Origin of the sequence: Venatorbacter sp. C2-1 (assembly GCF_022832715.1) — a bacterium.
Taxonomy (GTDB): domain Bacteria; phylum Pseudomonadota; class Gammaproteobacteria; order Pseudomonadales; family Oceanobacteraceae; genus Venatoribacter; species Venatoribacter alkanivorans.
This window is the reverse complement of the sequence record NZ_CP094879.1, coordinates 1430810-1446222: the sequence shown is the minus strand read 5'-3', so window position 1 is coordinate 1446222 and position 15413 is coordinate 1430810. Positions and strand designations below refer to the sequence as shown.

14 protein-coding genes are annotated in these 15413 nt (G+C 54.0%); 8 read left to right on the top strand and 6 right to left on the bottom strand.

All coding sequences use genetic code 11. The features are described 5' to 3' along the window. The first annotated feature begins 20 nt into the window (after nt 1-20). Both MT343_RS06535 and MT343_RS06530 read left to right on the top strand, forming a co-directional pair. Nucleotides 21-530 carry a YgjP-like metallopeptidase domain-containing protein gene (locus MT343_RS06535; RefSeq protein WP_145469336.1) on the top strand — a complete coding sequence of 170 codons (510 nt, stop codon included), beginning with the start codon at nt 21-23 and terminating at the stop codon, nt 528-530. 52 nt (nt 531-582) lie between these two features. After that, complete coding sequence (locus MT343_RS06530) at nt 583-1026, top strand: nucleoside deaminase (RefSeq protein ID WP_145469335.1); 444 nt, start codon at nt 583-585, stop codon at nt 1024-1026. A gap of 13 nt (nt 1027-1039) precedes the next feature. On the opposite strand, the gene MT343_RS06525 is transcribed toward MT343_RS06530, so the two are convergent. The 3 genes from MT343_RS06525 to MT343_RS06515 form a co-directional block, all read right to left on the bottom strand. After that, nucleotides 1040-1828 (bottom strand): sulfite exporter TauE/SafE family protein, encoded by a 789-nt coding sequence (locus MT343_RS06525; protein ID WP_186435933.1) that lies wholly within the window; start codon nt 1826-1828, stop codon nt 1040-1042. Then, nucleotides 1829-3307, bottom strand: a complete 1479-nt coding sequence (locus tag MT343_RS06520; protein ID WP_145469334.1) for an amidase — start codon at nt 3305-3307, stop codon at nt 1829-1831. It abuts the gene before it with no gap. 66 nt (nt 3308-3373) lie between these two features. After that, nucleotides 3374-3922, bottom strand: a complete 549-nt coding sequence (locus MT343_RS06515) for an SLATT domain-containing protein (protein ID WP_186435932.1) — start codon at nt 3920-3922, stop codon at nt 3374-3376. 208 nt (nt 3923-4130) lie between these two features. On the opposite strand from MT343_RS06515, the gene MT343_RS06510 reads away from it, so the two are divergent. Beyond that, nucleotides 4131-5006, top strand: a complete 876-nt coding sequence (locus tag MT343_RS06510; protein ID WP_145469332.1) for a substrate-binding periplasmic protein — start codon at nt 4131-4133, stop codon at nt 5004-5006. On the opposite strand, the gene MT343_RS19615 is transcribed toward MT343_RS06510, so the two are convergent. Further along, nucleotides 4931-5209: a cysteine-rich CWC family protein gene (locus MT343_RS19615; protein ID WP_145469331.1), complete on the bottom strand. Its 279-nt coding sequence runs from the start codon at nt 5207-5209 to the stop codon at nt 4931-4933. The genes MT343_RS06510 and MT343_RS19615 overlap by 76 nt on opposite strands. Nucleotides 5210-5273: 64 nt before the next feature. Between MT343_RS19615 and MT343_RS06505 the strand changes: the two genes are divergently transcribed. Then, nucleotides 5274-6332 carry an FUSC family protein gene (locus MT343_RS06505; RefSeq protein WP_145469330.1) on the top strand — a complete coding sequence of 353 codons (1059 nt, stop codon included), beginning with the start codon at nt 5274-5276 and terminating at the stop codon, nt 6330-6332. Between the two features lie 412 nt (nt 6333-6744). On the opposite strand, the gene MT343_RS06500 is transcribed toward MT343_RS06505, so the two are convergent. Next, nucleotides 6745-7965: an argininosuccinate synthase gene (locus MT343_RS06500; protein ID WP_145469329.1), complete on the bottom strand. Its 1221-nt coding sequence runs from the start codon at nt 7963-7965 to the stop codon at nt 6745-6747. 186 nt (nt 7966-8151) lie between these two features. Further along, complete coding sequence (locus MT343_RS06495) at nt 8152-9084, bottom strand: flagellar protein MotY (protein ID WP_186435931.1); 933 nt, start codon at nt 9082-9084, stop codon at nt 8152-8154. Between the two features lie 128 nt (nt 9085-9212). Here MT343_RS06495 and pyrC point away from each other — a divergent pair, with 128 nt between their 5' ends. The 4 genes from pyrC (at nt 9213) to katG (ending at nt 13861) form a co-directional block, all read left to right on the top strand. Next, nucleotides 9213-10250, top strand: coding sequence for a dihydroorotase (pyrC, locus tag MT343_RS06490; protein ID WP_145469327.1), 1038 nt, complete (start codon nt 9213-9215; stop codon nt 10248-10250). Nucleotides 10251-10282: 32 nt separating this feature from the next. Further along, complete coding sequence (gene rnt / locus MT343_RS06485; RefSeq protein WP_222428575.1) at nt 10283-10915, top strand: ribonuclease T; 633 nt, start codon at nt 10283-10285, stop codon at nt 10913-10915. A 17-nt stretch (nt 10916-10932) separates the two neighbouring features. Continuing rightward, nucleotides 10933-11304, top strand: coding sequence for a YacL family protein (locus MT343_RS06480; RefSeq protein WP_145469325.1), 372 nt, complete (start codon nt 10933-10935; stop codon nt 11302-11304). 364 nt (nt 11305-11668) lie between these two features. Further along, nucleotides 11669-13861 (top strand): catalase/peroxidase HPI, encoded by a 2193-nt coding sequence (gene katG / locus MT343_RS06475; protein ID WP_145469324.1) that lies wholly within the window; start codon nt 11669-11671, stop codon nt 13859-13861. The last annotated feature ends 1552 nt before the right edge of the window (nt 13862-15413 follow it).

Sequence of the window (15413 nt, the reverse complement as noted above, 5' to 3'; positions counted from 1 at the left end):
CAAGTAACGAACAGGAACCCATGAAACAACGCCAGATAAACTATCTCAACGGCTACAGCCCCGATCTGCAACGCCAGGCCGCCGAGTTACTGGAGGCCGGTAAACTCGGTCCGTTGCTGCAGAAAAAATATCCGCACAGTCACAGCCTGAATAACGAACGTGCGCTGTACGATTACACCATGGCGTTAAAAAACGACCACCTGCGCAGTTCTCCACCGCTGAGCAAAGTAATTTATGACGACAAAATTCACGTCATTAATCACGCCCTCGGACTGCACACCTTTGTCTCGCGGGTGCAGGGCAGCAAGCTGAAAGCCAAGCACGAAATCCGCGTGTCCACCCTGTTCCGTCAGGTGCCGGAGGCTTTTTTACGCATGATCCTGGTACACGAACTGGCGCACCTGCGCGAGAAAGAACACAACAAAGCCTTCTACAAACTGTGCTGCTATATGGAACCGGATTACCACCAGCTGGAATTCGACCTGCGCTTATACTTAAGCCACCGCGAACGTTTCGGCGATCTCTGGTAGCCCCATAAAAACGGCAACCGGCCAAAGCAAAAACAGGCAAAAGGACAAACCTATGAACGATCAGCAAGCGATGCAGGCCGCACTGGAAGAAGCACGTAAAGGACTGGCCGAAGGCGGCATTCCCATCGGCTCGGTTCTGGTTAAAGGCGGGCAGATTATCGGTCGCGGCCATAACCGCCGGGTACAACAGAACAGCGTGGTGTTACACGCCGAGATGGATTGTCTGGAAAACGCCGGACGCCTAACCGCCGCCGACTACCGTGAATGCACGCTCTACTCCACCCTGTCCCCCTGCGATATGTGCAGTGGCGCCGCGTTGCTGTATGGCATCCCGCGGGTGGTGATCGGCGAAAACGTTACCTTTATGGGCGCCGAGGCCCATATGCGCGAGCGCGGTGTCAGCCTGACCGTACTCCACGATGCAGAATGCATTGAACTGATGCGCGGCTTTATTGCAGATCAGCCAACATTATGGAACGAAGATATCGGCGTCTGAGTGCAGCGGCTTGTCAGCCCTGATACCAGACCCAGATCAGCCGTAACGCCAACAGCGTCAGCACCCAACGGAACAAGGTGCGGAACAAGGCTTCCGGAATCCTGCCCATCAGTTTCAGACCGGCACGGGTACCCAGATAACCGGCCAGCACCATCAGCAGCAGTAATGGCAGCCACTGGCTGAAGGCGAAACCGGCAAAGCCAAATACCACGACTTTTAATAGATGCTGCACGCTCATGCTGGTCGAAAAATTGGCCGTGTACTGCCAGCGGTCACCATCGCTGCGTCCCAGCCAGGCCGACACCAAAGGCCCCGTGGCTCCGACCAGCATGGTCGCCAGCGTCGTCAGCCAGCCTCCTGCAAACAACCCCAGAGGATGCTCCCCCAGCCCAACCGGCGGCACTTTGCCCCAACTCAGCCAGAGAATAAACAGACCGATAAACAGCGGAATAACACCAGGGTCCAGGCGCCCGCTCAACCAGTGCAAAGCCAGTACGGATAACACCACGGCCAGTAAAGCGCCGGCTAAAAACCAACCGACCTTAGGCCATTGAGTATGCCGCCGGGCCAGCCAGGCGCGGGAACCGTTAGAGCCCAGCTGCACCATGCCATGCAGCGGAATCAGTGCCAGCGGCGGCACAATACCGGCCATTACCGTAATCAGAAATGCCCCGCCGCCAACACCCAGTGCCGCTGTCAGCAACGAACCGAGAAAGCTGCACAGCAATAAGGTCAGCAACGCCGGTACCGACAACCCGGCAAAGAGTACAGTCAGCAGGCTGCCATCCTCCCCTGCCGGCATTCAGCTCAGCCCCGGCGGCGCACGGAAATCCATACCCGCCTGTTCCAGCAGCCGGGCAAACTCAATGGTCGTTCGGTCATCGTAGCGGCGCCCCAGAATCTGAATGCCAACCGGCAGGCCGGTGGCGGTCTGCCCGACCGGTGCGCTGGTCGCAGGCAGCCCCATCAGGGTGGCCGGAGCAATCCACATAAACATATCGGAGTAGTTACGCTGCCCGCCATTCACATCCAGTTTGCGCACCTGAATCGGGACATCCTGCAAATGACGGAAGGCCGCCGTCATCGCCACCGGCGTCAGCACTACGTCGTATTGGTCAAACAGCTTGCTGAACGACTCGGTCAGGCGATGACGCTCTTCGCTGCGCTTTACCCAGTCAGCATGGCTCTGCCCCATGCCCAGCAAAAATTCATCACCGTATGCCCCGCTTTTCAGCCAGCGGCCAAAGCGTTTGGCCATGCCGCCCATCAGACGCATCATACGCCGCTGTCCGGGCTTCATGCCGGAGCCCAGCACCGAGCCCAGCAGGCTCATATACACCGGAAAGAAGCGGCTCAGTGAGACTCCTTCAGGAGCGCCGTTCGTCACTTTCGCGCCCGCTTGCTGCAGCTGCTGGTACAGGCCGTCATACACCGGCTTCAGGGTTTCATCCAGCGGACAGAGCGGATCATCCAGCCACAGCAACACGCGGAAATCCTGCAGTTGCTTAGCCCGTGGCGCCGGCAGATTGAGTGACCAATGTTCCGACATCAGCGGCCCGGGAGCAGCCACCACCTGCAGTGCCAGATCCAGATCTTCGGCACTGCGCGCCAGCGGACCGGGAACCGCCAGATCCGGTTCACTCAGCATGCCCGGCGGCCCAGGAATATGGCCACGGCTGGAAACAATGCCGTAGGTAACTTTATGGCCGAACACACCACAGAAATGCGCCGGTGTACGGATCGAGCCACCAATATCCGAGCCCAGCTCCAGTGCGGTAAAGCCCGCGGCCAGCGCTGCTGCGGCACCGCCGGACGAGCCACCTGGCGTACGGCTTTCATCCCAGGGGTTATTGGTCGAGCCGTACACCTTGTTGTAACTCTGAATATCGCCGGCATAGAGCGGCACATTGGTTTTACCGAAAATAATGGCGCCGGCATCCAGCAGGCGCTGCACCGCAAAGGCATTACTGTCCGGCCGATGTCCGGCCAGTGCCGGTGCGCCGGCCACACAGGGCATGCCCTGCACTTCGAAGGTATCTTTGATGGTGATCGGCAGACCGTGCAGTGGTCCCCAGGACACACCTTCACGGCGCGCATTATCAGCCTCATCGGCACGGCGAAAAGCGGCGTCAAAAGCGGTGGCGACCACCGCATTAAGCTGCGGGTTATAGCGTTCGATCCGCTGGCGGTAATATTCGAGCAGATCGCGGCTGCTCAGTTGTCCGGCGGCCATTGCCGCCAGTAAGCGGGTCGCACTCTGATAAGCCCATTCAGTTGGCATGCTGTCGTCCTTATTATTATGTGGATTCCGATTCCGGCAACAGAGCGGCAGCCGGGATGACTAGCGCTATCGTGCCCGTGTCAGCAAACGCTGGCGGGCATATTCATACTCACGTGGTGTCACAATAAACATCTCGGCGCGCTCGTTAATCTCGGCATATTCCTTATTCAGCCGGCGCAGTTCCACAGCCAGTTGCTGCAGATTCATCAGTTCATCATCGTACAGTGCCAGCAGACGCTCACACTCACGCGCCAGCTCCAGATAATCGTTACCAACTTCACGATGACCGGCGCAGTTTTTCTTAAAATCAAAAAAAGTCTGCACACCGCCCAGAGCAGCCGCCAGTAATGCCAGACCGGCACTGAGCCATTTGCCCCAGTCCGGTAACTCGGCCTGTAACAGAGCAAAAAATACCGACCCCAGAATCAGATTAATAATCACCACCGGGACACCACAGAGAATGTGCAGGTTACGGCGCTTCAGCGATGCGTAAAAGTGGCTGTTCTTACCCAGCTGGGCGTTAAGGCGCAAACTGTCAATCAACTTCAAGGTTGACGGGATTTCAGCCACCGGGCTGGCGTCCGGATATAAAGTCTGGGGAGATGAATTGGTCATACCAGGCATCCTGCGTGGACATCAGAACAAAGAATCTGAGCAATAAATTGCAACAATAAGGCCGGACTATAACAGCGCGCAGAGCCGCTCCCAAGCCGGGCCCGTTAAATTAGTGTGAACCGTTCCAGAGCTTGATGAGTAAAATCTTTTCAAGCCCCGGACACAGGACTATTCTGTATACAATGCTTATACAAAAGAGGCCAAGGACTTGGTTAAGCAATCTTACAAAGTAACATCCCCCTTCCGACAGATCAGTGCCAGCCGCCGTATCATGCTTTGGCTGGCCCTGTATTTACTGTCTCCGCAGCTGCTTGCCTCAGCACAGCCGGAAGCTCAGGTTAAAGTCGGGATCTATCCATATCCTCCCTATGTTGAACAGAATGAGCAGGGAGAATATGAGGGCATCGCCATCAGCCTTATTCAGCTGCTTAACGAGCACCAGAGTCATTATCAGTTTGTACCTGTACCCATCTCGCCCAAGCGCCGTTATCAGGCCTTTACCATGGGCGATTATGACGTCATCTTTTTTGAGAACCCGGCCTGGGGCTGGCAGGGTATTCCCATAGAAATTTCCCGCCCCTATCAGACTGACGGTGAAGTCTATGTGGCACTGGCCGAACAAGGCCGCGACCAGCAATATTTTGCCGACCTCTCAGATAAGCGCATGATCGGCATTCTCGGTTTTCATTACGGCTTCGCCGCCTTTAATGCCGACGAACAGTTTCTGCGGCAGAATTTTCAGATGATTTTGTCCTGGACCAACGAAAAAAATCTGTCATTGCTGCGTGAGCGGCATGGCGATATTGCAGTCATGAGCAAAGCATTTCTGCATCGCTTTTTTAAAGATAACCCCGGCGCGCGTGAAGAATTTCTGGTATCGGATCGTTATGACCAGCGCTATCAGCACTCCGCTCTGATCCGTCCTGGTTTTATGCCCGGCGCAAAAGAAATCAACCAACTGATGGATGAACTGAAAAGCAACGGTAAGCTGCTGGAATTATTCCGCCCTTATGGTATCCGCGAGTGTTCTGAAATCAGTCTCGATGCACAACCCGGACAAATGCAGGACGTCTGCCTGGAATAATTTTCTGGCAGATCAGCCTGCTGGTGCAGCAATTTACTGAGACTGACTTCCGTCTGAAAACACCAGCAAGCCGATGGCTCTGTTTGTGCTGCAACCGCACACTGGTTAAGCCCGCCGCAGAGCGGACAACGCTGCTCATCTGCACCCTCTGAACAGTTTTCCGCCTGCTGAACGCTGGTATGATTGTCCCCTGAAGACGACATAAAACCTCTGTAAGCCAATACCTCATCGCCGTATCATAGTCCTTTGCATGCTCAGGTTGAATCTATGCCGCCCTCGCCACAGCGTTCCTCACGCTGGTCCATCATAAAACAGGAAATACGTGCCCTGCTGCACCTTAATCCGACCAACCGTCCGTGGCATTTACCCTTGCTGGTCGCGTGTTGTTCGGCACTGCCTGCATTAGCGGGTGTACTGTATGGCGATATAAAATCCGGCATTCTCGGCTGTGTTGGTGCGCTGGTGATTCTGTATCTGCCCGCCGCCGGATTGCGTCGCCGCCTGCTGACACTGCTGGCCTGCAGCCTTGGTTTTCAGCTCAGTTTTTTACTCGCCAGCATCAGCTCAGGTCCTCTGAGTGCTGCCCTGATGCTGCTGTTGATAACCATGGCCAGTACCTTTCTGACACGCTGGCTAAGCATGCCACCACCAGGAAGTTTCTTTTTTATTCTGGTTGCCGCGCTGGCAAGCGTTCTGCCTCATGAAACGGAACAGATTTCACATAGACTGTTGCTGGTTGGCCTCGGCAGCGCGGGAGCCTGTATTCTTGCCCTGCTGTACAGTCTGCTGTTACCAGCAGAAACAACACCACCAGTCAGCGCCGTTGCTCCGGCACGCCGGATACTGGCCGAAGCCACGGTTATCGCCGTCTTTGTTGCAGCGTCATCGTTATTAGCCAACGCGCTACAGCTGCATAATCCGTACTGGGTACCTATTTCCTGCGCCGCGATTATTCAGGGCGCCAACTTTCGTTTGGTATGGCAACGGAAAATACACCGCGTCGTCGGCACCGCACTGGGATTGGGCATCGCATGGCTGATTTTTGCCTTGCAGCCCAACGGCTGGATGCTGGTGCTGATTATTGGTTTGCTGAGTTTTTCGATTGAAGTTCTGGTGGTGCGTAATTACGGCATTGCTATGCTCTTTATTACGCCATTAACACTGCTTTTTGCCGAAGTAACGGCGCTGCAAAGTCCGCTGGATACCCTTATGCTGGCGCGTTTCAGCGATATTTTACTGGGCAGTCTGATTGGTCTTATTGGTGGCTGGCTGATTCACCACCCACGTTATCTGGGTCGTATCAGCAAACAGCATAATCCGGATTGATGATCCTTTTTCACCGCCATTTCCGGTTGAACTAAGTACATTTCTTCCGGAGGGTGAAAATACACATTCGCCGTGCAGCCGCTCAGCCATCCCAGCATGACCGCCAGAAATATCCGCCGCTGAAAATTATAAATAGCTGGTTGAGAAAAATACGTCCGTAACTGTGCTATTCCGTTGAAAAATACCAGCATCGTTATCCCTAACAAGCAGTCATTTCATGATATGCAGGCCATCATCAATAAGGCGCTACGCTAAAAATAAACTTATCAGTCTGACCATCAGCAAACAAGGGATTTATTGCGACATAAAATCGCCAGCAGCATGCAGAAGTGTTCTGGAAACAGCTTCAAAAAGCCCATAAAAAAACCCGCCGTAGCGGGTTCTTTTTTTGCGAAAAACAACAGCGCCGGAATTAATCCAGGAAGCTGCGGCCTTTTTTCGCAGCCGTGCGCAGACGCAGAGCATTCAGCTTAATAAAGCCGGCCGCATCTTTCTGGTCGTAAGCACCGGCATCGTCTTCGAAAGTGGCGATTTTTTCATCGAACAGAGTGTCTTCTGAACGACGGCCAACCACAATCACGTTGCCTTTATACAGTTTTACGCGCACATCGCCGTTAACAACTTTCTGGGTTTCGTCGATAGCCGCCTGCAGCATTTTACGCTCAGGGCTCCACCAGTAACCGTTGTAGATCAGCTTGGCGTAACGTGGCATCAGTTCGTCTTTCAGGTGCGCGGCTTCACGATCCAGAGTGATGGATTCGATCGCACGGTGTGCTTTCAGCAGTACAGTACCGGCCGGAGTTTCGTAGCAACCACGGGCTTTCATGCCCACGTAACGGTTTTCTACGATATCCACACGACCAACACCGTGAGCACCAGCCAGCTTGTTCAGCTCTTCCATAATGGTGGCCGGAGATTTTTCCACGCCATCGATGGCAACCGGGTCACCGTTTTTGAAGCTGATGGTGAGGTAAGCCGCTTCGTCCGGAGCATTTTCCGGAGACACAGACCACAGCCACATATCTTCTTCCGGCTCATTCCATGGGTCTTCCAGAATGTCACCTTCGTAAGAGATGTGCAGCAGGTTAGCATCCATAGAATACGGAGATTTCTTACCGGCTTTTTTCTCAACTTTAATGTCGTGCTTGTCGCAGTACGCCATCAGGGTTTCACGGGAAGTCAGATCCCATTCACGCCATGGAGCAATCACTTTTACGCCTGGTTTCAGGGCGTAGGCACCCAGTTCGAAACGCACCTGGTCGTTGCCTTTACCGGTTGCACCGTGGGCAATGGCATCAGCGCCGGTGGCGTTGGCAATTTCGATCAGACGCTTGGCGATCAGCGGACGGGCAATCGAGGTGCCCAGCAGGTATTCGCCTTCGTAAATGGTGTTGGCGCGGAACATCGGGAATACGAAGTCACGGGCAAACTCTTCACGCAGGTCGTCGATGAAGATTTCTTTGATACCCAGAGCTTCAGCCTTGGCGCGTGCCGGTTCAACTTCTTCGCCCTGGCCCAGGTCAGCAGTAAAGGTTACGACTTCACATTTGTATTCTTCTTGCAGCCATTTGGCGATCACGGACGTATCCAGACCACCGGAATAGGCCAGCACCACTTTCTTGATGTCTGACATGGGTATTCTCCAGGATGATGATTAGCCGCACAGGGGGCAAACAGCCCGTACCGGCGGATAGCAATAATGAAAGGGGCGGTATTGTACTGATTGTGCACGGGATAGCCAACAGGCGTACCCAAAGGACAAAGAAAGAGCAGTAAAGAAAGAGGACTAAAAAGAGCAATAAAGAAAGCGCGGCGGGTATCAGTCGCCGCTGGCGGTAGTCTGGGTGCGGACCTTCGGTTTAAATAGCAGATTATCCGGTATCGGCATATCTTCCCGCTGTTCAATGCGGATGGTCACACGGCGGTTTTCGGCACGTCCGGCCGCGGTTTTGTTGCTGGCCACCGGATAACGGTCACCATGAAAACGGGTGGTCACCATTTCCGCATCAATACCCTGCTTTATAAAGTAACGTTCCACATCCTCAACCCGCGCCTTGGACGTCTGGCGGTTATCGTAACGGCGGCCAACGTTGTCAGAATGACCGTCCAGATACACGGCAAAAATGCGCGGATCATGCTTTATGTAAAAAATAATGCGGTCGAGAATTTTCATATCGGGGGCATCGATCTGCTCTTCACCACTGGCAAACAGCACCTTCGAGCGCGCCACCTGCCGGTAATTAACCGGTAACAGCTGTTTTACGCACTCCAGATAATCCAGATAAAACTGCGGGAACGACACCGCCGACAGATGCACTTTTACAAAGCGGTTCTGATCGTAATAGGTTTTGTGGCTGATGGCAGGCCATTTGCCTTCCAGCAAGGCATGCAGAAACTGATTGGTGCGGGTGGCGTCCAGACTCAGATTCGGCGTGTCTTTTACAATCCGCGCCACACCCAGATCTTCGCTTTTTACTCCCGGCTGCCAGGGCGGCGGCAGAATACTGACCCGTGCCTGGCTGTACGACATCAGGTTCTTCAGGGTTTCGAGCTGAAAAGTAACGTCCTCGCCGGCCTCGTGATAGAACACCGCGCGGCCATACCCGGCCAGCGTCTGCTCAAAACGGCACTCAAATACCGAACCACTGACCGACCAGTCGGTAGTTTCAATGTCACCGCCGTAGTCCAGCGCCGCATCCGCCTGGCAGAAAGCGCTGAGCAACATGCAGCTTAAGGCAATTAGTTTGTGCATAGACATCCGGTTGAGGCTGTTAAATTCGGGGCTGTTCCTGAGTTATCGGCCAATTCCGAGAAAAATTAAGCGGTTAAAGGCTGCTTTCGGTACAATGCCCCATCAATTTTAGCTGAAGGTTGAAGAGCATGACTGACCGTTTGACCATTACCCGCCCCGACGACTGGCACCTGCACGTACGCGATGGCGCCGTGCTGCAACATACCGTGCCTGCCACCGCCCGGGTGATGGGCCGCGCCATCATCATGCCAAACCTGCAGCCACCGGTGATGAATGCCGAACAGGCACTGGAATACCGCGACCGCATCCTGTCACGCGTACCGCAGGGTCTGACATTTAACCCTCTTATGGTGCTGTACTTAACCGACAATACCACCCCGGAAATGATTGCTGAAGCCAAGGCAGCCGGTAACATTGTAGCCGTTAAGCTGTATCCGGCCGGAGCGACCACTAACTCCGCTTCCGGTGTTACCGATCTCGGCAAGCTCGATGATATCGCCGCTGCGCTGGCTGAAAACGGCATGCCGCTGCTGGTGCACGGTGAAGTCACCCAGAACCACATCGACATCTTTGACCGCGAAAAAGAATTCCTCGACACCATTCTGGCACCGCTGGTCAGCCGTCATCCGACCTTAAAAGTGGTGGTTGAACACATCACCACCAAAGACGCCGCCGAATTCGTACAGAGCCAGGGCAGCAACGTTGCCGCCACCATCACCGTGCAGCATCTGGCCTACAACCGTAACCATATGCTGGTTGGCGGAATTAAGCCGCACTTCTACTGCCTGCCGATTCTGAAGCGTAATATCCACCAGCAGGCGCTGCAGGATGTGGTCGCCAGCGGCAACAGCAAATTCTTCCTCGGCACCGACAGTGCGCCACACGCCAAAGGCGCCAAAGAAAACGCCTGTGGTTGTGCCGGCTGTTTTACCGCCTACGCCGCCATTGAGCTGTATGCCGAAATCTTCGAAGACCTCGGCGCGCTGGATAAACTGGAAGGCTTTGCCAGCCATTACGGCCCGGACTTCTACGGTCTGGCGCGTAACAGCGACGAAATTACCCTGATCAAACAAGACTGGCAGGCGCCGGTCGAGCTGCCATTCGGCAGTGATGTTATTGTGCCGCTGCGTGCCGGCGAAACCCTGCGCTGGAAACTGGAGTACTGAGGGTGAGTGAAGAGAAACAGGAAAAAACCATGATGGCACAGCGCTTCCGCGGATTTTTACCCGTGGTTGTCGATGTTGAAACCGGCGGCTTCGATGCCGAAACCGACGCCCTGCTGGAAATCGCCATGGTCACACTACGCATGGATGAGGATGGCTATCTGCATCCGAATGAAACCCTGAGCGCCAATATTCATCCCTTTGATGGTGCCAACCTGCAGCAGGAAGCCCTCGATTTTACCGGCATTGATCCGTTCGACCCCGAACGCGATGCCGAATTTGAGATCGACGCCCTGACCGCCATGTTCCAGACCGTGCGCCGCGAGATCAAAGCCAACGGCTGTAACCGCGCCGTTCTGGTCGGCCATAACGCCCACTTCGATCATGGCTTCCTGCGTGCCGCCGTCGCCCGCAACGATATCAAGCGCGATCCGTTCCACCCGTTTTCGTCCTTCGATACCGCCTCCATTGCCGCACTGGCCCTCGGTCATACCGTGCTGGCCAAGTCGTGCAAAATGGCCGGCATCGATTTTGACAACAGCGCTGCGCACAGTGCCGCTTACGACACCTACAAAACCGCCGAACTGTTCTGCTTTATCATCAATCGCTACAAAGATCTGGGCGGCTGGCCATTGGCTGGCGCCGACCTGAGTGACGACAACGACTGACCACACGAAGACCCTTTATGGATTACCGTTTTTTCTACAATGAACGCCAGCTGCCCTGCGCACGCCTGTCGATGGACCACGAAGCCTTTGGCCTCTGGCTCACCGACGAACTGGGTGCCGATACCGAGCAGCTGAGCCGTCTGTTGCAGGCCATTACCAGCCTGGAACAGGGCCAACAGACTGACTTTCAGTGGCAGGGGCGCGATTTCTTACTGCGTCTGACCCGTGACGACGCCGAGGTGATTGCCCTGGTACTGCTGCAGGATCATTCACTGGAGGAGCTGGAAGGCGAAGATCTGGAGTTTTACGACGCCGAATCCTTTGCTGCCTGTGGCCTCGACGACTTTAAAGAACTGCTCAGCGAATGGCAGGAGTTCCTGCTCGACTGAGCGTTATCGGCCTGCCCCATCCGGGGCAGGTGTTTTATCTGCGGCTGTCGCTGTTGTGTTTACCTGACCCGGCACATTACCAACCGCGTAACAGATTTCAGCCCCCTACCGACAAACCAGCCTGACTCACCAACCTGACTCCCTCAACCTGCTGCCCTCAATCTCCTTCGACGGCTTAACGATAGCCAGTAATCCTTGCTTTTAAAAAGTTCGATAGCTTTTGACTAAGGAACGTATTGCCACAACTAATTCGGCAAGCGTGCGCTTCTCCCCTAGTCTGTATCTGTACAGTCACTACCGGCACAGACTTCCACAACCTTCCACAATGGGAGCGCCGGCCAACCGGTCAATCAAGGAGATACTTATGAGTAACAGTAATCAGGGAAAGCCAGCAGGCACCTGCCCGGTCATGCATGGTGGTAACACCACGTCCGGCAACGACAATATGGCCTGGTGGCCCAACGCACTGAATCTGGACATCCTCCATCAGCACGACAGCAAGACCAATCCTCTGGGCGACGATTTCAACTACGCCGAAGAATTCAAAAAGCTCGATCTCGAAGCACTGAAAAGCGACCTGAAAGCCCTGATGACCGACAGCCAGGACTGGTGGCCAGCCGACTGGGGTCATTACGGCGGTCTGATGATCCGCATGGCCTGGCACAGCGCCGGTTCTTACCGTACAACCGATGGCCGTGGTGGTTCCAACACCGGTAACCAGCGTTTTGCACCGCTGAACAGCTGGCCGGATAACGGCAACCTCGACAAGGCCCGTCGCCTGTTATGGCCACTGAAAAAGAAATACGGCAACAAGATTTCCTGGGCCGACCTGATGATTCTTGCCGGTAATATGGCCTATGAATCCATGGGCTTTAAAACCTTCGGTTTTGCCGGTGGTCGTGAAGATATCTGGCATCCGGAAAAAGACACCTACTGGGGTTCAGAAAAAGAATGGCTGGCGCCAAGCGGCAGCGAAGGAACAAGGTACAGCGGTCAGCGCGATTTAGAGAACCCATTAGCCGCCGTGATGATGGGCCTGATCTACGTGAACCCGGAAGGCGTGGACGGTAACCCCGACCCGCTGAAAACCGCTCAGGATATGCGCGTTACCTTCGAGCGTATGGCCATGAACGATGAAGAAACCGTTGCCTTAACCGCCGGTGGCCACACCGTGGGTAAAGCACACGGCAATGGCGATGCCGCCAACCTTGGGCCTGCCCCGGAAGGCGCCGACGTTGACGAACAGGGCCTCGGCTGGAACAACCACAAAAGCCGCGGCATTGGCCGCGACACCGTCACCAGCGGTATCGAAGGTGCCTGGACCAGCAAGCCAACACAATGGGATAACGGCTACTTCGACCTGCTGTTTAAATACGACTGGGAACTGACCAAAAGCCCGGCCGGTGCGCACCAGTATCAGCCGGTAAACATCGCCGAAGAAGATATGCCCGTGGATGTCGAAGATCCGTCTATCCGCCGCATGCCGATGATGACTGACGCCGATATGGCGCTGAAGGTCGACCCGGAATACCGCAAAATAGCCGAGCGTTTCCGTAACGATCAGGCCTACTTCGAAGACGTGTTTGCCCGCGCCTGGTTCAAACTGACCCACCGCGATTTAGGCCCGAAAAGCCGTTACCTCGGTGCCGACGTACCGGCCGAAGACCTGATCTGGCAAGACCCGGTTCCGGCGGTGAACTACACCCTGAGCGATGCCGAAGTGGCCGACATTAAAGCCAGGATTCTGGCCTCTGGTCTGAGCGTATCCGAGCTGGTTGCCAGCGCCTGGGACAGCGCCCGCACCTTCCGTGGTTCCGATTACCGTGGTGGTGCCAACGGTGGCCGCATCCGCCTGGCGCCGCAAAAAGACTGGGAAGGCAACGAACCTGCGCGCCTGCAGAAAGTACTCAAAGTGCTGGAAGGCATTCAGGCCGGTTTAAGCAAACCCGTCAGCATGGCCGACCTGATTGTACTGGGCGGCAGCGCCGCGGTTGAAAAAGCCGCCAAAGACGGTGGCGTGGATATCGTTGTGCCGTTCGCACCGGGCCGTGGTGATGCCACCGACGAGATGACCGACGCAGCATCCTTCGAACCGCTGGAACCGATCCACGATGGTTTCCGCAACTGGGTGAAAAAAGACTACACGGTTATGCCGGAAGAACTGCTGCTCGACCGCGCGCAACTGATGGGGCTTACCGCCGTAGAAATGACCGCACTGGTCGGCGGTATGCGCGTACTCGGCACCAACCACGGTGGCAGCAAACACGGTGTGTTCACCAATAAAGAAGGCGTATTAAGCAACGACTTCTTTGTGAACCTCACCGACATGGCCTACAGCTGGAAGCCAACGGGTAAAAACTCCTACAACATCGTTGAGCGTAAAAGCGGCGATGTAAAATGGACAGCAACCCGTGTCGACCTGGTGTTTGGTTCTAACTCCATCCTGCGCTCCTACGCCGAGGTGTACGCTCAGGACGATAACAAAGAGAAGTTTGTAAAAGACTTTGTTAAAGCCTGGGTGAAGGTTATGAATGCAGATCGTTATGATCTGAAATAATGATCGCAGCCTCTGCTGGCGGCTTCTGACTGAAGTCAGGTGGTGTTGAAACCAGATTCAGTCAGCTGCTGGCAATAATAAAAAAACTCTGGGTTATGCCCGGAGTTTTTTTATGGCTGTTTATTTTGATGGAGAGTACGGCGGCTGTAGAGTCGACGGCTGTGGGAGCTACTTTCAGTCGCAATATCCGGTTTGTTTGTGGCCGCTGCGCGGGCTGGCTTTTTTAGTCTCTTTGAGGCCTTTGCGGGGCTGCCTGACCGCCATGGATGGCGGAAATGCCGATTGTGCAGGAGCACACAATCGGCCCTGCACCCAATCCGTGGAACTTATCCCCGGCCACGTGCGCATAAAACCATGATGCAAAGCCGCATATCAGTTCAGGAACAGTACTGTAGGAGCGGATCTTATCCGCGACGGAAGCTGCCATGCGTTCACATTGATATGTAGGGTGGGCACTGCCCACCAGATCACAGCTTTCATTATCAAGAAGAGCCAAAGCAATACCTGTCGTCATTTGCCACTTGTAACCATTTTTATCAATTATTGAACCCGCCCCCGAATTTCAGTACTCTCGACCCTCTGCAGGGATGCCGCCATATCGTACGAACTCACCGTCCGGACACTCGCCCTCCCCCGCTTACAATCCCGAATGATAAAGCCACGCGACTCCTGCCCTGCGTATATAAGGACGGGCGGCAGCGTGTCTGGAATACAAGCAGACCAGAACGATTTTCACTGCCGGAAAAGTACTGAAAATCACCGAAGAAAAATAATGTACAAACAACCAGTATATTTTACTGTTTGCGCAATCTGATGCGCGTTTACGCTCCGGCAGCAAAACGCGCATGCGCGGATTGACACCTTCGGCCCAGAAAGAAGGCAAGAAAATCAATCATTTAGGATTCTGCGACAAATGATAACGCGCAAAATGTAAAGAGCGGTTCAGGGTAAAAGCGTGCCTGCGCGTTTATATTCTGACAAGAAAGAAAATAACGATGATTTTTACAGCCTGGACAATGGGTTAGGCTGAGAATCTGAATAAGGGCTTAGGTGTGTTAATGAGCATGCCTACTAAGAAACTGTTATACACTATCAACAATCGAGAAAGTAGAATGTATAAAGTAAATCCAATTGTTATTTGCACTGAATGCGGGAAACTTGGAAGCACAAGAAATGAACGCGCTTTTACTGGATTCCTGAAATGCAATTGCAAAGAATGTAGCAAACAATTTCTTTATCCACTGAGTGGTTTGTACCTGGTAATATATACTGCTTTATCTATAAATATAACGACTACAGTTTTGTTTTTTCTATACGACTATTTCAATGGCGAAAGTAAAATAGGCTTCCTTCTATTCGCAATGCCTGTTCCTTTACTAATATTGTTTTTTAGTGCATCTATGTTGGTAAAAAACATGAAAATTAATAACGCAATTAAAGCTACAAAAAATGCATAACAAATGGCTGCAAAGGACGGCAATTCCGTTCCAACAAATGTGGTGCGCTGCGCGCACTTTACCACATTTGGCTCCACTCCATTACCGCCTTTGAG